Below are 21,977 nucleotides of genomic sequence, written 5' to 3' on the forward strand. Positions count from 1 at the left end.
GGGCTGTCGGCCAACCTTCATTTCCCGTGTGGAAGTGCCGCTATGCGTCAGTGGCGTCAGCCAGTTCGTCCTTGTGCAGTCGCAGCGACTGCGCATAGGCATAGACCATGGCGCCACGTGAGCGGACACCCAGCTTGCAGTAGATCGTCTTGAGGTAGGAGCGCACGGTGAATTCGCTGATGTGCAGCCTGGCGCTTACCTGCTTGGTCAGCAGCCCGGAGCAGATCAACTGCACGATCTGCAGCTCGCGATTCGTCAGCAGGGTGTGAAGCTCCGGCGGCGAGCTGCCGGGGTCACATGACTCGCTGTCCGGCACGAGGGCATAGCGATGGCCGGCCCACTCGAAATGCGCGATCTCCCCGGGCAGATAGCGCTGGCAAAGCCGCGAACTGCCGGGCCGGGCGCTGTGGTCGGGCAGTCGGTCGTCGACACGGACGATGCGCAGGCTGCGGCCGTCCAGCTCCACACAGGCCGGCGCCGCCCCGGCTTCGGCGCAAGGCGCGTCGTCGATGGGGTCGTCGCGACGGATGCTCATGCCCCGCCTCGGGGCGGCCTCTGTCGCCGCGTTTGCATGCTGCTGGTCATAACGTATCTCCCGGCAGTTGACGTGGTCCCTCGTTGGATCGCCCGGGCCGGCATTGTTTGCGCAGTCTCCCGTCCTTGGCACCTGGGAAGCTGGGGGGCTGCTGACGTGAATAAGCGCTGGATGTCGACGCCGCCTTGCGGCGCCCCAAGGCTGCGCATCATGCGTCCGAGTTGGCCGGAAGGGAGTCCCCCTGATCGATGCCCTCAAACGAGGGCCCTCCGATGGGTTGATACGTCAGGACTGGTACGTCCTCGCGAGCGCCGATGCGGTCGGCACAAAACACGTTTTGTCGACGTGTTCGCTGCTGCCTAGAGTGACTTCACGGTAGCGATGCCGCCCTGGCTTGGAGGCCACGACATGGATCAGAACCCTTTTGACAACGAGCTGATGGACGAGGCTGACGCCCTGGATGGTGCCGACGAAAGCGACGGCGCGGACGAGGGTTTCGACGAAGCCGACGGCAGCGACGGCATGGACCTGATGGAAAGCTTCGACAACGATGCTGGCGACCTCGGCGACAGCGCCGACGGCTTCGATGGCGACGCGCTGGATGGCGCGGATTTCGCCGACGACCAGGTCGACGGCGGCGACGCCATGGCTCTCTGGGATGCCTTCGAGGACGAAGTCGCCGACGGCCTGGATGCCGCCGACGAGGACGAATTCCTCGGCCGCATCCTCGGTGGCCTGGGCCGTGCTGGCGGCGTGCTCAGGCGCGGTCTCGGCGGCGCCGCTGGCATTGCGGGCCGCGTGCGCGGCATTGCCCGCCAGGCCCAGCGCGTGGCCGGCGGCGTGCGCCGCGTGGCGGGCCAGGTCTCGCCGGCCGCGATGGCAGCTTCGCGCCTGGCGCAGATGCTCGGCGCCCCCGGCATCGCTGGCGGCCTGCGCAATGTGGCTGGTGGCGCGCGCCGCGTGCAGGGCTGGGCCGGCACGGCCGGCCGCCTGGCTGGTGGCGTGGCCAACACCGCGGGCGGCGCCCAAGGCGTGTTGGGGCAGCTCAGCCAGCTGATCGGCAGCGGCGGTGACGAAATGGACGATTTCGACGCCCTGGCCGACGCCTTCGAGGACGGCGTGGACGAAGCCCTGCCAGCCGTGGTGGCTTTGGCCGCACGCGCCGCCGCCCGCGGCATGGGCTTCCGCAACATGGGCCATCTGGCTCAGGCCGGGCGGCGCGCCATCGTGCGCGGCACGGCCTCGGCCGCCCGCGAGCTGGTGCGCCAGCGCGGCCGCGGCGCCATCCGCGCCCTGCCCCGGCTTGCCGCATCGGCGGCCCGCGTGGCCACCCGCACGGCACCCACACCCCAACGCGCCGCGCAGGCCGTGCGGCGCGGTCTGCCCGCCACCGCCCGGCGCGTGGCCCAGCAGCCGCAGACCCTGCGCCGCCTGGCCCAGCCCAGCGCGGGCGGCGCAGGTGCCGGCAGCTCCAGCGCCGGCCCGGGCACGGCCCCGCTGGCGCGCGACACCCGAGTGGGCCGCGGCCAACGCACACGCCGCATCACCGGCCCCCGCACCTTCAACATCGACGGCCCCGTCAAGCTGACGGTCACGCCGCGCTAACCACGAATCCAACCGCAAGGAGATCACCATGGACCGATTCGAAGCCGACGTGATGGACGACCTGATGTCCGACGCCGCAGAGGGCCCCGCACGCGCCAGCAATGCCTACGATGAATTCGACGAAGGCGATGAGTTCGACGAGTTCGATGGCGCCGACGAAGGCGATGACGAATTCATCGGCCGCCTGCTCGGCGGCATCGGCCGCGTTGCCGGCGGCCTGCTGGGCGGCGGTGGAGGTGGCGGTGGCGGCGAGGGCTTTGACGAAGCCGATGAGTACGACGAATTCGACGAAGGCGATGAGTTCGACGAGTTCGATGAAGGCGACAGTGGCGACGATGCCTTCGAGGCCGCCGTCGCCGACGCGATGGATGCCGGCGACGGCGACGAGTTCTTCCGCCGCCTGGGCCGCATCGCCCGTGGCGTGGGCCGCGGCATCGGCCGGGCTGCCCGCGTCGTCGGGCCCCTCGCCAGCATGATCCCCATTCCGCAGGCCCAGATGATCGGCCGCCTGGCCAACGTGGCCGGCCGCCTGCTGGCCGATGGCGCCGACGAGTTCGAGGCCTTCGACGAACTGGTGGACGGCCTGGACGAGGACGGCATCGACGCCGCCGCCCCGGTGCTGGCCGGCATGGTCATCCGCCGTGCCCTGCCGGGTGTCGCGCGCGCCGCGGCGCCGGTCCGGCGAGCAGCCGTGCGCGCCGTCAGCCAGGCCGTGCGCAGTGCAGTGCGCCGCCAAGGGCCGCAGGCCGCCCGCGCCGTGGCACGCGCCGTCACGGCCACGCGCCGCGTCGTGCAGCGCCGCCGTCTGCCGGCCCGTCAGGCGGTGCGTGCGGTGCAACGCGTCACACGCCAGGTGGCGGCCCGGCCGCAGGCCGTGCAGCGCCTGTCGCGCCCGCTGGTGGCGCCGGCGCGCCGCGCCACGCCGCGTGGCCAGGCCGCCCAGGTGGTGGCACGCCAGGTGGCGCCCATCGCCCGCCAGGTGGTGGCCACGACGGGCCGCGTCGCCCGCATCGGCGGCTGCCCGCACTGCGGCCGCGGTCGCCGCGTGATTGCACGCGGCCCGGTCGTCATCAACCTGCGCTGCCGCTGAGCGGCGGCAGGCCACGACAACACGCAACCGAGGGCTGGGCCATGAATGTGCGCCGTTTCCTGCAGGCCAAGATCACCGGGCTGTCGGCCCGGCTCTCCCGGCTCGCACGGGTGGACAACGCCTTCGTCGGCCTGCGTCCCCAGGACATGCCTTATGCCCCGTCGGCCGAGCATTTCCGCGTGGCCAACGCGCGGCTGGCGGCGGTGGAGCAGCGCATCCATCAGCGCTTTGAAGACCTGCGAACCGATGCCGGCCAGCGTGCGCCGCAGCGTGTGCTCGTCGACATCGCGCTGGTCGAGCGCGAGCTGGACCGGGCGCGCCGCCTCTTCGGCATGTTCTACGAAGTGTTCGCCCAGCGCGGCACGGCCTTCGGGCCGTCTCTCGCCGCGCACGACAACATCGCCGCGGACTGCTATGCCGCCATCCGCCAGTCGGCGCCGCGCCTCTTCGAGGGGCCGCTGCTCAAGCCGGTGTCGTACATGGAGCACGGCTATTCGCCAGCCACGATGCGGCGCGGCGTGGCACTGTCGCGCCTGCTCGGCGAGGCCAACCCATTCCCGCTGATCCGCATCCCCTGGGACCGCGACCAGCCCTGGCAGTCCGTTTTTTTGCATGAGGTCGCCCACAACGTCCAGGCGGACGCCGGCATCTGGCAGGAGAACCGCCAGGCGGTGCTGCGCCGCGTGATGGGCCGCGCGGGCAGCCCCATGCTGGCCTCCGTCTACGGGCGCTGGCACAAGGAGATCTTTGCCGACCTCGCCGCCATCCTGTTGGGCGGGCCAGCCGCGGCCTGGGGCATGGCCGATTTCCTGGCCCACCCGCAGCCGCGCACGATGACCTTCCGCCCCGGTGGCGCCCACCCGACGGCCTACCTGCGGGTCTACCTCTTGGCCGAGATGCTGCGCCGCATGGGTTTCGCGAGCGACGCCACCAAGCTGCTGCGCGTCTGGCAGGCCCTGTACCGCGCCGAGAGTGGCCACCGCATCCCGGCCGGCCTGATGAGCAGCGCGCCGCGCCTCATTCCCGAGGTGGTGGACGAGATCGCCTTCCAGACCCGGCGCAACCTTGCTCAGCAGGCACTGGCCGACGTGATCCGCTTCCAGCGCGCCGACCAGGACGCCATCCTCGAGGGCGCGCGCTGCCTGCAGGCTGGCCGCGCAACCGAGCTGCCGCCCCGCCATGTCGTGAGCGCCGCGCACTACGCGTTGGAAAGCGGCCGCATCCCGCCGCAACGACTGGCCCACATCGTGACCGACCAGCTCAGTGGCAGCCGAACCCGCCCGCCGCTGCGCCTTGCCGCCTGAACCCACCTTCACCATCCAAGGATTTCCCATGGCCTCCTCCAACGCCCTGTCCATCGCCCCGCAAAGCGGGCAAGACCGTCTGGTGCTGGACAACCTGATCCGCCGGGAGCTCAAGGTGGGCGACCCGAACGACCCCAACCAGGTCGCCCAGGCCCTGCTGACCCGCTACAGCGCCGACCCCCGCGCCCAGGCCATCGGCCAGGAGTCGCGCGGCCTGCCCTTCCTGCAAACGGCCAGCGCCGCCACGCCCGTCGTGCAGATGCTGACCGCCGCGGGCGGCGCGGAGTGGCAGCAGGCGCAGGCCGACATCAACGCCGACCTGCACCACCTCACGCACAGCGCCATCCTCAAGGACGTGGCGCCCGAGCTGCGCGGCTGGGGCCAGGCCATCCGTGCGGCGCTGGCCGAGGGGTACAACGCGGCCCGCTTCGCGCTCGACCCGCGCAACCGCGACAAAGGCTTCGCGATGCGCCGCCAGCTCAACGACTTCGCGCGCCTGGCCCGCCTCGTCGGCGCCCACACGCCGGCCATGCTGACCGACTTCCGCAAGTTCGCGCAGAGCCTGGACGAAGCCGCCAACCTGCTGCTGGTCATCATGGGCGAGGCCCTGGCCAATGTCGGCTTCGGCGGCGGCCGCTACGTGCCGCAGGTGGCCTACAGCGACCTGCAGACCCGCCGCGACGCCGCCATCTACGCGCTGCGCAACCTGGTGGGCAGCACGCAGACGGCCTACGGCCCGGACGACTGGCCGCGCGGGCTGGACGCCTACCGCCAGCTCAACGAGTTGCTCGAAGCGCAGGGCCAGAACGATCTGCGCTCGCTGCTGGTGGAGACCGAGCTCGCCCGCACCATGGACGAACTGGTGCAGCGCAGTGGCGACAACACCGCCGAAGGCCTGCGTTCGGTGGGCTCCACCGCGCTGCTGGCGCTGGAGCGCTTCCGCCGCCTGGTGGCGGTGGGCCGGCGCGGCATCAGCCCCGAGTCGCCGGCGCTCTACGCCTTCCTCGAAGCGCTGCAGCTGTTTGCCTCGGCCTTCGACTCGGCGGGCGGCTTCCGCCTGATGAAGATCGCCCGGCCGCCCCTGCTGTTCTACGGCCTGTACGGCAGCACCGGCCTGGACGATGCCGACCGCCGCATCGTCGACCTGGCCACCCGCCGCGGCCTGGTGGCCGATGCCATCGACTGCCTGGCCGGCGCCTGCTGCACCAGCAACAAGACCTGCCTCGTGCTGCTGGACAAGCTCCTCTACGACCTGGACCGCGCCATCGACCTCTATGGCCTGGGCTTCGACAACTTCGGCACCACCGAGCGGCGCGCAGCGGCCTATGCCTTCCTGATCGACCAGATCTCGACGGGTGCGTCGGCCTGCGTGGTGGTGGGCGTCGACGCCCTCGACGCCAAGCTGCTCGACCAGCTGACGAGCATCGCCACCACGCTGCGCCCGCGGCTGAAGCTCGCCACCGACGAGGCCTTCCGCAACGCCTGGCAGCGGGCGCGCGGCCTCGGCGCCCAGGTCAGGGGTGCGCTCGCCACCAACAGCCTGCCCGTCCCGCAGGACCTGACGGACCTGCTGCCGCCGGCTGAATTGCCCGTGGAAGCCGGCATCCAGGACCTGTGCAAGCCCTACCGCGCCATCTCCAGCGCCAACCAGGCCCTGCAAGGCCGCGGCGCGCTGGGCTTCGCCGACCTCGACCTCGATGCCTACATCGGCGTGATGGAACAGGAGTTGTGCCTGCAGTTGGAGATGGAGGAGCGCTGGGCCAGCCTCGTGCACTCCATGGTGGCCAACTGCTCGCTGATCGACCAGTCGCTGGCCGAGCTGCAGCGGGTGGTGGGCAACGCGGTGCTGGCCGTCGTCGGGCATGCCTGCCTCGACCGCCGCGGCATCAACCTGCCGCCGACGCTGGAGACCTCGCTGGACAGCATCGTCGACCGCGTCGAGCGCAGCGGCCTGGGCCGCCCCAATCGCGTGCTGGCGCTGCAACAGCGGCGCTGAGCCCGGCATCTCAAACCAAGGAGAACGACCATGCCGTTCGAAGAGATCAATGTCTACACGCCCGAGCTCTACCGCAGCCTCGGCACACCGGTCCGGCTGGACCTGGGCAGCACGGCGCTGGATGTCACCGCCACGCGCAAGGGCGTGGAGGAGTTGCCCCAGGTGCTGGGATCAGCGCTGCTGACCACCAATCAAAACATCGTGGCGCTGGGCAGCGACATGAGCACGAAGGTGGCGGGCGCGGTGACGGCGCTGAAGGATGCCCAGGTGCTCGCCATCAACGCCGCGCGCGACGAGCTGAAGCAGCACACCGACGCCGGCGTTGCCAAGGTGCTGGAGTTCATCAGCAAGATTCCAGCGCCGGCACCCACACCGGTACCGGCCCCGACGGTGCCCACCGTCAGCGCGCGGGCCGCCCCGCTGCTCAGCCTGTTGACCCAGGTGCAGACGCTGGCCCTGGATGCCAAGCCGGGCGAGCCCTACAAGGGCAAGGAGCCCGAGTTCAAGGGGTGGCTCGGCGAGAACGTGGCCATCCACGGGCTGCGCGAAGCCGCCCGCAAGGAGGCCGTGGTGCTGACGCAGGCGCCACCGTCCTTGCAGGCGCACTTCATTGACGCCTTCGCCGAGTTCACGGCCACCGACATCGGCTCGCGCGGCCGGCGCTTTGCGGAAGTGCATGCGCTGATCGCCGACGTCGCCACCTTCCTGGCCTAGGCCCCAACCCTCGAGTGCAACGCCACGCCGGAGCCACACCATGAGCTTCCAGACCACCGAGACCATCCAGCGGCTGTGGGAGACCTTCCTGCGCGACCAGCTGGCGGCCATGCCTGCCGCTGAACGGCAGAAGTTCGAGCAGCCTTTCGAGCAGCGCTTCAGCGAACTGCTCAAGGGCGCCGCCAACGGCGAGGGCCGCGACGGGTTCCTCGACCTGGTTGGCTTCGGCGACCAGGGCGCGCCGGACTTCGACAAGATCTCCTACCCCTTCATCACGCCGGACTTCGACGACGCCGTCGTGCCCAGCCAGCTGCATGCCGCGGCCGAGCTGTACTACATCTACCAGCACGAGCGCATGAAGATCTTCGAGGTGGTGGATACGCTGCTGCGCCTGTTCCGCCTGGGCAAGATGCGCATCCAGCGCGGCCCCGGCGCCCGTGGCCTCTATCTGCTCGAGAAGTGGCAGCCGCTGCGCTACAAGCGCGCCGACCGCATGGTGGCCTACCGCCGCGCCTTCAACTACGGCACGGCCCAGGCGCCGGCGGGGGCGGTCACCAACCGCAACTTCCACCGCCAGATGGTGGGCTTCATGGTGGCCCTGGGCCAGTACTTCCGCGACCTGCTGATCGGCGAGGTCATCCGCGGCGGCCAGCTCATCGAGCAGCGGCCCTTCGGCAGCGTGGCCACCGTGCAGCGCATCGGCCTGGACCTGCGCTATGCGCTGGATCGCTCGACCTACGGCAACATCTTCTCGCTGGCGATGGAAACCGGCCACCACCTGAAGACGGTGCTGCAGTTGCTGGATGCGCCCGACATCAAGAAGGCCTTCGACGCCAACACCAAGTGGGACGTGGTGGAGATCGTCTCCAACCGCTACCTCGGCGGCGTGGCCGAGCCCAGCCAGCGCGCCAAGATGGCCGAGAGCGGCCGGCGCATCCTGCAGTTCATCGCCGACAACGACTTCAAGACGGCCATCGACCCCATCCTGTTCCAAAGCGTCGTGCGGCCGATGGGCGCCCATGCCGAGGCCTGGGTGGCGGCCTATCGCATGACACCGGAGGGCCGTGGCTTCCCGGGCGTGACTCCCGCGCTACAAAGCGTGCTGGGCGTGCGCCAGGCCGCTTGACCGGAGCCGCGCATGGACGCCAGCTGGGACGCCGCCGTCATCGACGAGGCACTGGCCGGCGTGGATGCGGGCATCGATGCCTTGACGCAGTTGCCGCGCCACCAGCGCGGCCTGTCGCCCAACCTCACGCACTGGCATGTGATCGGCAGCGTGGTGAACGACCTGCGCCGCTGGTTCCCCGGCACGCGGGTGCGGGTGGACAAGCAGCGTGGCGCGGGCCAGCCGAACCGGCGCCTGCGCCCTGACGCCAACTTCAACAACCCCAGGCGCGGCAATGCGCCCACGCACATCGAGGTGGACACCAACCCTAACCAGATGCAGCGCCATATCGACGCCCGCAACACCGCCATCCGCAACGTCTTCCTGCAACTGGACCCGGCCAGCGGCGCGGTGCTGCGCAAGCTCGTCTACGCCGCCGGCGCCACCGCACCCACGCTGGACCGCAGCGGCACCCAGGCCGCGCCCGTGCGCCTGCGCCCCAGCGATGTGTTCGATGAATTCGAGGGAGGCTGACCATGGGGGCCAGCGACCTGCGCGTCACCGTCGACGGCGTCAAGCTGCGCTGCGTGCTGGACCCGGCCCTGGTGCTGGGCCATGCCTGCGGCCTCAAGCTGGCCCTGGGCCTGACGCGCGTCTTCGAAACCTGGCTGCCGCGCTCCTTCTGGCAGGTGCTGGACGCGAGCGAACTGCTCAGCGCCAGCGACCAGCCCCAGCCGGGCCTGCACCCGCTGGCGCTGAGCGAGTGGACGGCGCTGCGCGACGGCACCGATGCCGGCTCGTGGACGCTGCGCTGGGTGGGCGACAACCTGGCCGAGTCGCAATTGCGCGGCAGCGCCAGCAGCGACGACACGCTGGTGGAGCGCTTCGAATGGCATGCCGAGGCCTTGCTGGCCCACCAGGCCCGACCCGCCGCGCGTGGCTGGTGCCACGGCTTCGACCCCGTGGCCGGCGCCCATGATGCGCTGGCGCTGTCGGCGGCGCTGGACGGTGCGCTGATCCTGTGCCGCGCGCCGGACGCCGAGGCCGTGCCCGGGCCCGTGCAGGCGCTGACCGGGCTGGACCCGCCACCCCGACTGCTCGCCGAGGGTGACGCGACCAGCCTGCTGGCGGCCGAGCGCACGTTTGTGCGCCAGGCCATTGCCGCGGCCGGGCTGGCGGCGCTGCTGCAGTCGGTCCAGCACGCCTGCGTCGTGCACGCGCTGACGCTGCCGCCCGACGCCGACGCCTCCAACGACGACACCCAGGACCCCTGGCAACGCAGCCAGGCCTGGTGGTACCGGCTTTGACCCTTCCGGAGCCCGCCCATGTATGCCGAGCCCAGCAGCACGCCGCAAAGCGGCCCGAGCTTCAACCGCGACGAACTGGTCGCCGTGACGGTGCAGGGCCAGATCGCCCACCCGGTGGCGCGCGCCATGCCCTATCGCGTGGGCTACGACGGCGTGCCGCGCGTGCTGCCCGGCACCGGCGGCATCGTGCTGAACCGGCGCATCGGCGACCTCTGCGTGGGCCTGGCGGGCGACCACATCGAGCCCGGCGTCTCGCTGCACAACAACAGCCGCGAGGTCATCGGCCCGCGCGACGGGCCCAACAATGCGCTGATCACCTATGCCTGCGTCGGCAACCGTGCCCGCGTGCTGAACGGTGCGGCGCGCGGCCAGCAGGGCTGGGTGACGGGTAAGCATGGCGGCGTCAACCACGTGATGGTGGACTTCCCGCCCGAGGTGCTGCGCCGCCTGGCGATTGGTGACCGCATCGCCATCACGTCCATCGGCCAGGGCCTGCGCCTGCCGCAGCATCCGCGCATCGAGCTGATGAACTGTGCGCCGCTGCTGCTGGGGCGCTGGGGCATCACCGAGCGCGACGGGCAATTGCATGTGCCGGTGACGCATCTGATCCCCGCACGGCTGATGGGCTCGGGCCTGGGCAAGAACACCGCCTGGCGCGGCGACTACGACATCCAGCTGGCCGACCGCGCCGCCCGCGAGCGCTACCGCCTGGGCAGCCTGCGCTTCGGCGATTTCGTCGCCATCACCGATGCCGACACGCGCCGCGGCCCGAGCTGGCGCGAGGGCCGCGTGACCATAGGCGTCATCGTGCATGGCGACAGCACCGTCAGCGGCCATGGGCCGGGCGTCACACCACTGCTGACGGGACCGGCCGAGCTGCTGCGGCCGCGACGCGTGGCCGATGCCAACCTGGCTGCCGCCCTGGGGGTGCGTCAGCCCGTGCCACCACGCGAGCGGCTGACGCTGGCCGAGCGGGACCGGCGCGTGCGCTGCAAGCAGCGCGAGGTACCGCCGCGGCTGGCCTTCAGGACTTGAGCTGTGCCTGCAGGTTCGCCAGCATGTCGTCGACCATGGCGTCGAGGTCGTACTGCAGCTTCCAGCCCCAGTCGGCCTGGGCCGCGGAGTCGTCGATGCGCTGCGGCCAGCTGGCGGCGATGGCCTGGCGGAAGTCGGGCACGCAGTCCATCGAGAAGTCCGGGATGCGGCGGCGGATGGATGCGGCGATGCCTTCCGGCGTGAAGCTGACGCCGGCGAGGTTGTAGCTGCCGCGCTGCTTGACCTGATCGGCCGGCGCGTTCATCAGCTCGATGGTGGCGCGCAGCGCATCGGGCATGTACATCATCGGCAGGGCCTGGTCCTCCTTCAGGAAGCAGGTGTAGCGGCCTTCCTTGATGGCGGAGTGGAAGATCTCCACGGCGTAGTCCGTCGTGCCGCCGCCGGGTGGCGTCTTCCAGCTGATGAGGCCGGGATAGCGCAGGCTGCGAACGTCCACGCCGTGCTTGGCGTGGTACCAGTCGCACCAGCGCTCGCCGGCGAGCTTGGAGATGCCATAGACCGTGGTCGGGTCCATCACCGTCGTCTGCGGCGTGTCGACGGCCGGTGTGTTGGGGCCGAAGGCGGCAATCGAGCTGGGCCAGAAGATCTTGTCCAGCTTCTCGTGACGGGCCAGCTCCAGCACGTTGAGCAGGCCCTTCATGTTCAGGTCCCAGGCCCACATCGGATGCTTTTCACCATTGGCCGACAGGGCTGCGGCGAGGTGGTAGATCTGGGTGATGTGGTGGCGCTTGACGACGGTGGCCAGGGCGCCGGCATCGGTCACGTCCAGGGCTTCGTGCTGCAGGCTGGGCACGCGGCCCTTCGGGCTGAGGTCGCTGGTGACGACGGCCTCATTGCCATGCAGTCGGGCCAGCTCGGTGGCCAGCTCGGTGCCGATCTGGCCATTCGCTCCAATGATGAGGATCTTCATTTGAGGAGCCCCAACTCACGGCCAGCCTGCGTGAACGCGGCAACGGCCTTTTCCAGATGCTCGCGCTCGTGCACAGCCGAGACCTGCACGCGAATGCGCGCCTGGCCCTTGGGCACGACGGGGAAGAAGAAGCCGACGGCGTAGATGCCCAGCTCCAGGATTCGCGCACTGAGTTTCTGAGCCATCACCGCGTCGTAGACCATGATGGGCACGATGGGGTGGGTGCCGGGCTTGATCTCGAAGCCCGCAGCCTGGATGGCCTCGCGGAAGTAGGCGGTGTTGGCTTCGAGCTTGTCGCGCAGGGCGGTCGAGCCTTCCAGCAGGTCCAGCACGGCCAGAGAAGCGCCGGCGATGCTCGGGGCCAGCGTATTGCTGAACAGATAGGGGCGCGAGCGCTGGCGCAGCAGCTCGACGACTTCCTTGCGTGCGGCCGTGAAGCCGCCCGAAGCGCCGCCCAGCGCCTTGCCGAAGGTGCCGGTGATGATATCGATCTTGCCGAACACGCCGCGATGCTCGGCCGTGCCACGGCCGGTCTTGCCCATGAAGCCGCTGGCATGGCATTCGTCGATGCCGAGCAGCGCGTCGTACTGGTCGCAGAGCGCACGGATCTTGTCGAGCTGGGCGATGGTGCCGTCCATGGAGAACACGCCGTCGGTGAAGACCAGCGTGAAGCGGGCGCCCTTCTCCTTGGCTTCCTTCAGACAACGCTCGAGGTCGTCGAGGTTGTTGTGCTCGTAGCGGTAGCGCTGGGCCTTGCACAGGCGGATGCCGTCGATGATGGAGGCGTGGTTGAGGGCGTCGCTGATGATGGCGTCCTGCTCGCCCAGCAGCGGCTCGAACAGGCCACCGTTGGCATCAAACGCAGCGGCGTAGAGGATGGCGTCCTCGCAGCCGACGAAGCGCGCGATGCGGCCTTCCAGCTCCTTGTGCACGTCCTGGGTGCCGCAGATGAAGCGCACCGACGACAGGCCGAAGCCGTGCGTGCGCAGGGCCTCATGCGCGGCCTCGATGACCTGGGGGTGGGACGACAAGCCCAGGTAATTGTTGGCGCACAGGTTGATGACCTCGCGGCCATCGGTCGTCTTCACGACGGCGCCCTGGGGCGTCGTGATGATGCGCTCGGACTTGAACAGGCCAGCGGCGCGGATGCCGTCCAGCTCGGTCTGCAGATGTTGATAGAACGCTTGGCTCATGGCGCCGCTCCTGGTGCACAATTCGGTAAATTGAACTTGTTCGATATATCGAACTTTCGTGCAGTATCTGAAAAACGTCTACTCGCGTCAAGCATGAACATGGACACCGAACCACCTCGCGTTGGCGCTGCATTGCAGGCGCTGCGCAGCAGCCGTGGCCTGTCGCTGGATGATCTCTCCAAGCGGGCCGGCGTGAGCAAGTCCATGTTGTCGCAGATCGAGCGCAACCAGGCCAATCCCACAGTGGCTGTGGTGTGGCGGCTGGCCAATGCGCTGGGCGTGGACATGGGCGAGCTGCTGGGCGCTGAGCGAACGCCAACGCCGGCCATCGAGACGGTGCCGGCTCACGCCACGCCGGGGCTGACCAGCCCGGACGGCCTGTGCAAGCTGCGCATCCTCGGCCCCATCGAGCTGGCGGGGCAGTTCGAGTGGTACGAGCTGACTGTGCAACCCGGCGGCGTGCTCGATTCGCAGGCGCACGAGCCTGGTTCGCGCGAGCATCTGAGCGTGCTGAGCGGCAGCCTGGAGGTCACGGCCCAGGGCGTGACGAGCAAGCTCAAGGCCGGCGAGACGGCGCGTTATGCGGTGGATGGGCCGCATGCGATTCGCAACAGCGCGAAGTCCGCGGCGACCGCACTGCTGGTGGTGCTCCACCCGTAGACTTCTGCGGGTCCAACTCGGGAGCCTGCCGATGATCCAACGTCGTTCCGCCCTCGCCGCACTGGCGGCCCTGCCCTTCGCCACCCAAGCGCAAGACAAGCCGATCCGGCTTCTCGTCGGTTTCCCCGCCGGCGGTGGGACCGACGCGATTGCGCGGCTGCTGGGTGAAGCCCTGCAGGCCTCGCTTGGCACGACTGTCCTCGTCGAGAACAAGCCCGGCGCCGGCGGCCAGATCGCAGCCCAGGCGCTGAAGGCCGCGGCGCCGGACGGCACGACCTTCTTCGTCAGCCACGACCACACCATCTCCATCCTGCCGCTGGTGATGAAGAACCCGGGCTTCGACCCGGCCCACGACTTCGTGCCGGTGGCTGGCTTTGCGACCTTCGCGAATGCGCTGGCGCTGTCGGGCGGCACGCCCGCGGCCAGCCTGCCGGAGTACCTCGCCTGGGTGAAGAAGCAAGGCGGCCAGGGCAATGTCGGCGTGCCGGCGCCGGCGTCGGTGCCGGAGTTCCTCGTCAAGCTGCTGGGCGAGAAGAACGGCCTGAACCTGCTGGCCGTGCCCTACCGCGGCAGCGCGCCCATGATTGCCGACATGCTGGGCAACCAGATCAGCGCCGGTGTGGGCTCGGTGCCCGACCTGATCGCCAACCACCAGCAGAAGAAGCTGAAGATCGTTGCCGTCATGGGCCAGCAGCGCCAGGGCGTGCTGCCGGAGGTGCCGACCTTTGCAGAGTTGGGCATCGCCGGTTTCGAGGACCTGCCCTACTACGGGCTGTTTGCGCCCGCCGGCACGCCGCCGGCCATCGTCGAGCGCTTCTCGAACGCGCTGGCCGGCGTCATCAGCCAGCCGGGTGTGAAGGCGCGGTTGGCCGAACTTGGCTTGTCGGTCGGCATGATGAGCTCGGCCCAGCTCGGCACCCGCGAGCGCGCCTACTCGGCGGCCTGGGCCAAGATCATCAAGGCCGGGGGCTTCCAGCCTCAGTAGCGAGCAAGCGGTCCAGCATGAGCCTGGACCATTCGCCCTGCGCCCACAGGTTGGCCAGCAAGCCCTGGCGCTCCGCCAGAAAGGCCGTCAGCAAGGGCTCGGCCGGCGTGCGCTCGGGCGCGCACAGCAACACAAAGCGCTGGGCGCCCTCCTCCTCCAGCCGGCCAACCCAGTCCATCACCAGCAGCTTGTCGACGATGGGGCTGAGCTGCAGCGGGTCTACCCGCAGCGCGCCGGCCAGGCCCAGGTGCGTGAGGCCGCGCTGGCCGGCCTCGCGCACCCGCCACAGCTCGCGCAGCACCTCCAGCGCCAGGCCCATGGGCTGGCCCGGGACGTCGGGGCGCAGGTGCAGCCGGCCCGTGAGGCTGGGCGTGTTGGCTGCCAGGATGGCACCCAGCAGCACGATGACCCAGCCCAGGTAGACCCAGATCAGGAAGACGGGCACGGTGGCGAAAGCGCCGTAGAGCGTGGAGTAGGTCGGCACCTGCTTGACGTACCAGGCCAGCAGTGACTTGGCCAGCGAGAAGCCGATGGACACGAAGGCCCCACCCAGCAGCGCGTGGCGCCAGCGCACATGGGTGTTGGGCACGTAGTGGAAGAGGCCTGAGATTGCCAGGCCGAGCAGCAGGACGTCGGCGCTGCCGAGAGCCGTCGACATGCTCGCCGGCATTGCCGTCAGATAACCCTGGCCAACGCTGATGGCATAGCTCGTCAGCGTCAGGCTGCCGCCCAGCAGCAGCGGCCCGAGCGTCAGCGCGGCCCAGTAGACGAGCACGCGCTGGGCCATGGGCCGCGGGCGCTGCACGCGCCAGATGGCGTTGAGCGTGCGGTCGATGGTGAGCATCAGCGCCAGTGCCGTGATGCCCAGTGCGACGAGACCCACGACGCCCAGCTTGTTCGCCTTGGCGGCGAACTGCGTCAGCGAGGCCAGCACGGGCTTGGCGATGTTGGGCGGGATCAGGCTCTTCAGGAAGTACTGCTCCAGCGCGGACTGGAAGCTGGAGAACATCGGGAAGGCCGTGAAGATGGCCAGCATCACGGTCAGCAGCGGCACCAGGGAGATCAGTGTCGTGAACGTGAGGCTGCCGGCGGTGAGGCCGAGTTTTTCCTCGCGGAAGCGCTGGCGGAACGTGTGCAGCGTCTGCAGCCAGGGCCAGGCCAGCAGGTCGGCGATGAAGTCGCTCGCGAAGGCGATGGGGTTGCGGGCCAGCGGCGCATCGAGCTCTTCCGGCGCGGCCGGCGCAACGGGTGGAACTGGGGTAAGGGACATGGCTTCTATGATGCCGCAGCTATGTCCTCTGCCCCCGAAACGATCCACCAAAGAACCGAACCCACGGCCACCGAGCGCCTGTCGCGCAACGTCGCGTTTGGCGCCACCGTCGCGCTGCTCGTGCTGTGCCTGGCCTGGGAGCTGTGGCTTGCGCCAACGGGCCGCGGCACGCTGGCCGTGAAGGCGCTGCCGCTGCTGGCCGCGCCCATCGGCCTGTGGCGCTACCGCATGTATACCTACCGCTGGCTGGCCCTGCTCATCTGGCTCTACGTGATGGAAGGCCTGGTGCGTTCGACCAGCGAAGGTGGGCTGGGCCAATGGCTGGCCCTGGCGGAAGTGTTGCTGGGCGCCGTCATCTTCACGGCCTGCACGGCGCAGATCCGCCTGCGCCTGGCCGCTGCCAAAGCGCTGGAATCGGCATGAACGCCCTGCTCGACGCGCTGCGTGAGCGGCTCGGCGAGGCGGGGCTGCTGGTGGGTGGCGATCTGGCCACCTACGAGAACGACTGGCGCAAGCGCTATGCCGGCAAGGCACTGGCCGTGGCGCGGCCTGCGTCGACCGAGGAGGTTGCGGCGGTGATGCGGCTGTGCCACGAGCACCGCGTGGCCGTCGTGCCGCAGGGCGGCAACACTGGGCTGGTGGGGGGATCGACACCGGACGACAGCGGCCGCCAGCTCGTGCTGAGCCTGGCGCGCATGAAGCGCGTCCGCGGCATCGATGCGGCGAACCTGAGCCTGACGGCCGAGGCCGGCTGTGTGCTGGCCGAGGTGCAGGCGGCAGCCAGCGAGGCCGGCCTGCTCTTCCCGCTCAGCCTCGCGGCCGAGGGCTCCTGCACGCTGGGCGGCAACCTGGCGACGAACGCCGGCGGCACGCAGGTGCTGCGCTACGGCAACGCGCGCGAGCTGTGCCTGGGGCTGGAGGTGGTGACGGCGACCGGCGAGGTCTGGCAAGGCCTGTCGGGCCTGCGCAAGGACAACACCGGCTACGACCTGCGCGACCTGTTCATCGGCAGCGAGGGAACGCTGGGCGTCATCACGGCTGCGACGATGAAGCTGTATCCGCAGCCCAAGGATCGGTTGACCGCGCTGGCCGCTTGTTCGTCGCTGGACGATGCGGTTGCGCTGCTGGGGCTGGCGCGAGCGCGTGCGGGCGATGCGCTGACCGGCTTCGAGGTAATGAACCGGCCCTCGCTGGCACTCGTCGCGCGTGAGTTGCCGCAGCTGGCTCAGCCGCTGCCGGGCGCCGAATGGACCGTGCTGCTGGAGTTGTCCGACGCCGAGAGCGCCGAGCATGCCCGCGCGGTGTTCGAGGGGCTGCTGGAGGCCGGCATCGAGCAGGGCTGCGTGCAGGACGCGGCCATCGCGCAGAACATCCAGCAGGCCAAGTCCTTTTGGCATCTGCGCGAGTCCATCCCGCTGGCGCAAGCCCAGGCGGGGCTGAACATCAAGCACGACATCTCGCTGCCGGTGTCGGCCATTCCCGGTTTCGTCGTCGAGATGGATGCCGCGCTGGCGGCCTATCTGCCTGGCATCGAGGTCATCGACTTCGGCCACCTGGGCGACGGCAACTTGCACTACAACGTGCAGGCGCCGGCCGGCGTGGCGCCTGCCGAGTTCCTGGCCGCGCACGAGGCGGTGATCAATGAACTCGTCTATGACGCCGTGGGCAAGCGCGGTGGCTCGATCTCGGCCGAGCATGGCATCGGCCGGCTCAAGCGCGAGGAACTCAGCGCACGCAAGGACCCGACGGCCCTCGCGCTGATGCGGGCGATCAAGCGGGCGCTGGACCCGCTCGACCTGCTCAACCCCGGACGGGTTCTCTGAAGGCGAAGCCCAGCGTCAGCCACTGAAGCAGCGTGGCCGGGCGGCGCACCACACGCATCAGCATCCGGAACACGAAGCGCACCATCACCAGGGCCAGCACTGCTTCGAGCAGCGTCAGCACAAAGGCACCTACCACCGTGAACCGCGGCGCGCGGCGGTGGAACTTGGCCAAGGCATGGTCGCGGGCAAGCTCGATGCTGTCGTAGAAGGTCGGCACGATCAGCAGGGTCAGCAGCGTCGACGTGATGGTGCCGCCGATGATGGCCACCGCCATCGGACGGTAGAACTCGCCGCCCTCACCGATGCCAATGGCCACCGGCATCATGCCGGCGATCAGCGCCAGCGTCGTCATCAGGATGGGCCGGAAGCGCTTGCGGCCCGCGTGCATCAAGGCCTCTTCGCGGTCGACGCCGGCCTTCTCCTCCTGGCGCGTCGCGTCCAGCAGCAGGATGGCGTTCTTGGCCACCAGGCCCATCAGCATGATGACGCCGATGAGGCTCATCAGGTTCAGGGTGCCGCGCGTCAGGATCAGCGCCAGCACGACGCCGATCAGGCTCAGCGGCAGCGACAGCATGACGGCCAGCGGTGCCGTGAAGCTGTTGAACTGGATGACGAGCACGAAGTACATCAGCGCGATGCCAGACAGCAGCGCGGTGATCATGGCCGTGAAGACGACCTGCTGGTCACGTGCCGCGCCGGCCAGCTCGATGCCGAAACCGGGCGGGAAGTCGATCTTCTCCGCCAGCTTCTTGGCCTCGGCCGTGATCTCACCGGACGAGCGGCCCTGCGCGTTGGCGCTGACCGTGATGGTGCGCTTGCCGTCGCCGTGCTGGATCTGGCCCGGGCCCTTGCCCATGGTGACGGTGGCGATCTGGTCCAGCGGCACCATGCGGTTGGTGCCGGTTACGGCGATGGGCAGGCGCTCGATATTGGCAGCGTCGACACGGTCGCTCGGGTGCAGGCGGATGGACACGTCACGCGCCTCGCCGGTCGGGTCGATCCAGTCGCCGGCCTCGACGCCTGCAAAGGCCACGCGCAGCGCCTGGGCGGCGTCGTTGACCGAGATGCCCATCTGGTTGGCCAGGCTGCGATCGAGTTCGATCTGCAGTTCGTTCTGCGGGTCCTGCTCGGAGTAGCCGATGTCGACCGCGCCCTTGATGCCCTGCATGGTCTTCTGGAAGTCCTGCGTGATCTGCTGCAGGCGGCGCGTGTCGGTGCCGAAGAAGCGGATCTGCACGGGCTTTTGCGCGCCGTTGTTCAGGTCGTCGAGCACGACGTACTCGGCGCCGACGAGACGGGCCACCTTCTCGCGCAGGTCCTTGGCGACGTCGGCGGCCGAGCGCTGGCGCTCGGTGCTCTTGCCGATGTCCACATAGATGCGGCCGCCGCTGGCGTTGGGGTAGGACGTGGTCGCCTTGGTTTCCTTCATCGTCGAGGCCAGGGCCGCGGCGGCGTCGAGCTTGAGCTTGGAATATTCCAGGCTGCTGGAGGCCGGGCTGCGCACCTCGATGGCCAGGAAGCCGGCGTCGGCCTGCGGCAGGAAGCTGGAGCCGCCCACCGTGGCCTGCAGCGCGATGGCGCCGACGAAGCTGGCCACCGCGAAGGCGGACATCCAGCGGCGGTGGTGCAGCGCCCAGGCGATGACGTGGCCGTAGCCGTTGGCCACGCCATCGAACCAATGGTTGAAGCGCTCCAGCAGCTTGCCGAAGCCCCTCTTGGGTTGCTCGTGGTAGCCCGGGGGGTCACCCCAGTAGGCCGACAGCATGGGGTCGAGCGTGAAGCTGATCAGCAGCGACACGATGACGGAGGCGACGACGGTCAGCGCGAAAGGCTTGAACCACTGACCGGGGCCATTGCCCATGAAGGCGACGGGCACGAACACGGCAATGATCGCGAACGTCGTGGCGGCCACGGCCAGGCCGATTTCGGCGGTGCCCTCGCGCGCCGCTGTCACGCGGTCGCTGCCACGTTCCATGTGGCGCACGATGTTTTCCCGCACGACGATGGCGTCATCGATGAGCACGCCGATGGCCAGGGAAAGGCCCAGCAGGCTCATGAAGTTCAGCGAGAAGCCCATCAGCCAGACGGCGATGAAGGCCGCCAGCACGGACGTGGGCAGCGACAGCGCGGTGATGAGCGTGGAGCGCCAGCTGTTCAGGAAGGCGTAGACGACGAAGATGGTCAGCGCGGCGCCGAAGACCAGGGCGTCGGTCACGTTGTGCAGGCTGTTCTCGGCATCCTTGCCGCCGTCTTGCGTGATCTCGAGCGTCGTGCCCTTGGGCAGGTCCTTCTCGACCTCTTTCAGCAGCGCGCGCGCGCCGTTGGCGACGCTGACGGTGGAGGCGTCACGCGAGCGCGTGATCGAAATGCCGACGTTGGGGCGGCCATTGCGCAGCGAGTAACCCGTCATCTCGGCGAAGCCGTCCCGCACTTCAGCGACCTGGCCCAGACGTATGACGGTGCCGGCCGTGCGCTTGATGATCATCTGCTCGAACTCGGCCGGCGACTCCAGGCGGCCGAGCAGGCGGATGCTCTGGTCTTCCAGCGCGCCACGGATCTTGCCAACCGGCGCCGTGGTGTTCTGCGCGCGCACGGCGTTCAGCACCTCGGTGACGGAGACACCGAACTCGCGCAGCTTCTCGGCGTGCAGCAGGATGGACAGCTCGCGCTTGAGCGCGCCGTTGACGCCTACCGTCGACACACCCGAAATGCCGCGGAAGCGCTCGGCGAGCTTGTCCTCGGCCAGGCGGCTGAGCTGGGCGTGGGTCAGCGTGGTGCTGGACAACGACAGCTGCAGGATGGGCTGGGCGCCCGGGTCGGCCCGCGTGATGATGGGCTCGCGGATTTCGGTCGGCAGCTTGTAGCGCACCGACGCGATGGCATTGCGCACCTCGTCGGCGGCCTCGATCATGTTCTTCGAGAAGTCGAAGACCAGCACGAGGGTGGCACTGCCTTCGCGCGACGTGGAGTTGGAACGGTCCACGCCCGAGATGCTTTGCAGCGCCTTCTCGATGCGGTTGACGACCTCGCGCTCCACCGTCTCGGGTGAGGCCCCCGGATACGGGATATTGATGACGAGCACCGGCGGCTCGACCTCGGGGAACTGGTTGACCTTGAGCTTTGACAGCGCCAGCAGGCCCACCAGCATCAGCCCGATGACCATGACGACGGTCGCGACGGGCCTGTTGATGCTGAAGTTGGAGAGGAACATCGAAGACCTCCTGCTTACTTGCTGGCGGTGGGCGTAGGAGCCGCCGCCGCGACGGCCGAGGCCGCACCGGAACCGGCCGCGACACGTTGCACGGATGCGCCGTCGACCAGGTTGCCAGTGGGTGCGCGCAGCACCTGGTCACCCAGGGCCAGGCCGGAGGCGATGACGACCTCGCCGCGACGGTCATCACGCTCGCCCAGGGTCACGTTGACCTTCTTCAACTGGTTGCCGTCGACCTTCCAGACGAAGGCGGTATCGCCCTGGCGCTGCACCGAGCCCTCGACCAGCACCAGCGCCTTGCGCTCGGCGCTCTCGACACGGCCTTCGGCATAAAGGCCGGAGACCTGAGGCGCCTTGCTGCGGTCGTTGAACTCGGCAATCAACTCAACCTGGCGGGTCGTTGCGTTCGCAGCTGCGTCGATGCGGGCCAGCTTGCCGCGGAACTCCGCGTCGCCAAAACCGTTGATGCGGAAGGCCACCGGCTGGCCCAGCTTGAGTTCGCCGAGGCGGTCGGCAGAGACCTGGCCTTCGAAGCGCATGGATGCCGGGTCGATGACCTTGATGAGTTCGCGGCCGATCTGCACGGTGTCGCCGACGGAGATCTTGCGCTCGCTGACGACGCCGTCAAACGGCGCCCTCACCTCGGTGCGTGAGACCTGCTGGCGGGCCGTGACGGCGCGCGCCTTGGCCGCGGCCAGCTCGCTCTGGGCGGAGTTGCGGCGCACTTCGGCATCTTCCAGGCCTTGCATGGAAATCATGCCCTGCTGGTTCAGCGTGCGCTGGCGGGCCAGCACGCGCTCGGTCTGCTCGAAGCTCTGCTGGGCGGCGCGCAGCGCCTCCTCGGCGGAGGTCAGGCCGTCGCGGATGGAAGTCGGGTCGAGGCGGATGATGAGATCACCCGTGCGCACGCGCTCGCCGTTGTCCTTGGCCACCTGCAGCACGACGGCGGCCACTTCAGCGCGCAGGTCGGCACGGCGGGCCGGCTGGATCGCACCGGTGATGACGGGCGCACCGATCAGGCCGCTTTGGCCGACAGGTCGCAGATCCTCCGGGGCCAGCAACAGCGGTGCTGCGGTCTTGGTTGCCGCAGCCTTGGCCTCGTCGGGCTTGCCGCCCTTGCTGCAGGCGGTGAGGATCAGGGCCAGCGTCAGGGTGGCGAGGATCGGCGTTGCACGCGTCATGGAGAAGCTTTCTTCAGAGGACAAGGTTCGGG

General features: G+C 69.3%; 19 protein-coding genes. 13 read left to right on the forward strand and 6 right to left on the reverse strand.

The genetic code is table 11. The annotated features are described in order from the left end of the window. Positions 1-40: 40 nt before the first annotated feature. Entirely contained in the window at positions 41-535 is a 495-nt protein-coding gene (locus AC07V5_RS25835) for a helix-turn-helix transcriptional regulator (RefSeq protein ID WP_495118495.1), read from the reverse strand. Positions 536-943: 408 nt separating this feature from the next. Here AC07V5_RS25835 and AC07V5_RS25840 point away from each other — a divergent pair, with 408 nt between their 5' ends. Genes AC07V5_RS25840 through AC07V5_RS25880 form a run of 9 tightly spaced genes read left to right on the forward strand, consistent with a single transcriptional unit; the run spans position 944 to position 10,691 of the window. Continuing rightward, on the forward strand, positions 944-2,140 hold the full coding sequence (locus AC07V5_RS25840; RefSeq protein ID WP_495118496.1) for a hypothetical protein: 1,197 nt from the start codon (positions 944-946) through the stop codon (positions 2,138-2,140). A 28-nt stretch (positions 2,141-2,168) separates the two neighbouring features. After that, on the forward strand, positions 2,169-3,230 hold the full coding sequence (locus AC07V5_RS25845; protein ID WP_495118497.1) for a hypothetical protein: 1,062 nt from the start codon (positions 2,169-2,171) through the stop codon (positions 3,228-3,230). A gap of 41 nt (positions 3,231-3,271) precedes the next feature. Then, positions 3,272-4,534, forward strand: a complete 1,263-nt coding sequence (locus AC07V5_RS25850) for a hypothetical protein (protein WP_495118498.1) — start codon at positions 3,272-3,274, stop codon at positions 4,532-4,534. Positions 4,535-4,562: 28 nt separating this feature from the next. Next, positions 4,563-6,530, forward strand: a complete 1,968-nt coding sequence (locus AC07V5_RS25855) for a hypothetical protein (protein WP_495118499.1) — start codon at positions 4,563-4,565, stop codon at positions 6,528-6,530. A gap of 30 nt (positions 6,531-6,560) precedes the next feature. After that, the gene (locus AC07V5_RS25860) at positions 6,561-7,244 is read left to right on the forward strand and encodes a hypothetical protein (RefSeq protein WP_495118500.1); all 684 of its coding nucleotides are present in this window, start codon (positions 6,561-6,563) and stop codon (positions 7,242-7,244) included. 40 nt (positions 7,245-7,284) lie between these two features. Continuing rightward, positions 7,285-8,370, forward strand: a complete 1,086-nt coding sequence (locus AC07V5_RS25865; RefSeq protein ID WP_310270269.1) for a hypothetical protein — start codon at positions 7,285-7,287, stop codon at positions 8,368-8,370. Between the two features lie 12 nt (positions 8,371-8,382). Further along, on the forward strand, positions 8,383-8,883 hold the full coding sequence (locus AC07V5_RS25870; RefSeq protein ID WP_495118501.1) for a hypothetical protein: 501 nt from the start codon (positions 8,383-8,385) through the stop codon (positions 8,881-8,883). Between the two features lie 2 nt (positions 8,884-8,885). After that, entirely contained in the window at positions 8,886-9,656 is a 771-nt protein-coding gene (locus tag AC07V5_RS25875) for a hypothetical protein (protein WP_495118502.1), read from the forward strand. Positions 9,657-9,674: 18 nt separating this feature from the next. Further along, on the forward strand, positions 9,675-10,691 hold the full coding sequence (locus AC07V5_RS25880) for a DUF4438 domain-containing protein (RefSeq protein ID WP_495118503.1): 1,017 nt from the start codon (positions 9,675-9,677) through the stop codon (positions 10,689-10,691). Here the strand turns inward: AC07V5_RS25880 and AC07V5_RS25885 are convergent. Both AC07V5_RS25885 and kbl read right to left on the reverse strand, forming a co-directional pair. Continuing rightward, positions 10,681-11,622, reverse strand: a complete 942-nt coding sequence (locus tag AC07V5_RS25885; RefSeq protein WP_495118504.1) for an NAD-dependent epimerase/dehydratase family protein — start codon at positions 11,620-11,622, stop codon at positions 10,681-10,683. The genes AC07V5_RS25880 and AC07V5_RS25885 overlap by 11 nt on opposite strands. Continuing rightward, positions 11,619-12,815, reverse strand: a complete 1,197-nt coding sequence (gene kbl, locus AC07V5_RS25890; RefSeq protein ID WP_495118505.1) for a glycine C-acetyltransferase — start codon at positions 12,813-12,815, stop codon at positions 11,619-11,621. The genes AC07V5_RS25885 and kbl overlap by 4 nt, the downstream gene beginning before the upstream one ends. A gap of 99 nt (positions 12,816-12,914) precedes the next feature. Here kbl and AC07V5_RS25895 point away from each other — a divergent pair, with 99 nt between their 5' ends. Both AC07V5_RS25895 and AC07V5_RS25900 read left to right on the forward strand, forming a co-directional pair. Beyond that, positions 12,915-13,475, forward strand: coding sequence for a helix-turn-helix domain-containing protein (locus AC07V5_RS25895; protein ID WP_495118506.1), 561 nt, complete (start codon positions 12,915-12,917; stop codon positions 13,473-13,475). A gap of 31 nt (positions 13,476-13,506) precedes the next feature. Next, positions 13,507-14,460 carry a Bug family tripartite tricarboxylate transporter substrate binding protein gene (locus tag AC07V5_RS25900; RefSeq protein ID WP_495118507.1) on the forward strand — a complete coding sequence of 318 codons (954 nt, stop codon included), beginning with the start codon at positions 13,507-13,509 and terminating at the stop codon, positions 14,458-14,460. Here the strand turns inward: AC07V5_RS25900 and AC07V5_RS25905 are convergent. Further along, on the reverse strand, positions 14,432-15,730 hold the full coding sequence (locus AC07V5_RS25905) for a YihY family inner membrane protein (RefSeq protein ID WP_495118508.1): 1,299 nt from the start codon (positions 15,728-15,730) through the stop codon (positions 14,432-14,434). The two genes, AC07V5_RS25900 and AC07V5_RS25905, sit on opposite strands and share 29 nt — an antisense overlap. Positions 15,731-15,751: 21 nt before the next feature. Here AC07V5_RS25905 and AC07V5_RS25910 point away from each other — a divergent pair, with 21 nt between their 5' ends. Then, a complete protein-coding gene (locus AC07V5_RS25910) occupies positions 15,752-16,153 on the forward strand; it encodes a DUF2069 domain-containing protein (protein WP_495118509.1) in 402 nt (133 codons plus the stop codon). Continuing rightward, positions 16,150-17,553: an FAD-binding oxidoreductase gene (locus AC07V5_RS25915; RefSeq protein WP_495118510.1), complete on the forward strand. Its 1,404-nt coding sequence runs from the start codon at positions 16,150-16,152 to the stop codon at positions 17,551-17,553. Before AC07V5_RS25910 ends, AC07V5_RS25915 begins: the two co-directional genes overlap by 4 nt. Here AC07V5_RS25915 and AC07V5_RS25920 read toward each other — a convergent pair. Both AC07V5_RS25920 and AC07V5_RS25925 read right to left on the reverse strand, forming a co-directional pair. Continuing rightward, positions 17,531-20,764, reverse strand: coding sequence for an efflux RND transporter permease subunit (locus AC07V5_RS25920; protein ID WP_495118511.1), 3,234 nt, complete (start codon positions 20,762-20,764; stop codon positions 17,531-17,533). The two genes, AC07V5_RS25915 and AC07V5_RS25920, sit on opposite strands and share 23 nt — an antisense overlap. A gap of 14 nt (positions 20,765-20,778) precedes the next feature. Next, positions 20,779-21,969 (reverse strand): efflux RND transporter periplasmic adaptor subunit, encoded by a 1,191-nt coding sequence (locus tag AC07V5_RS25925; protein WP_495118512.1) that lies wholly within the window; start codon positions 21,967-21,969, stop codon positions 20,779-20,781. Positions 21,970-21,977: the final 8 nt, after the last annotated feature.

Source organism: Roseateles sp. GW821-FHT02E12, assembly GCF_059421665.1.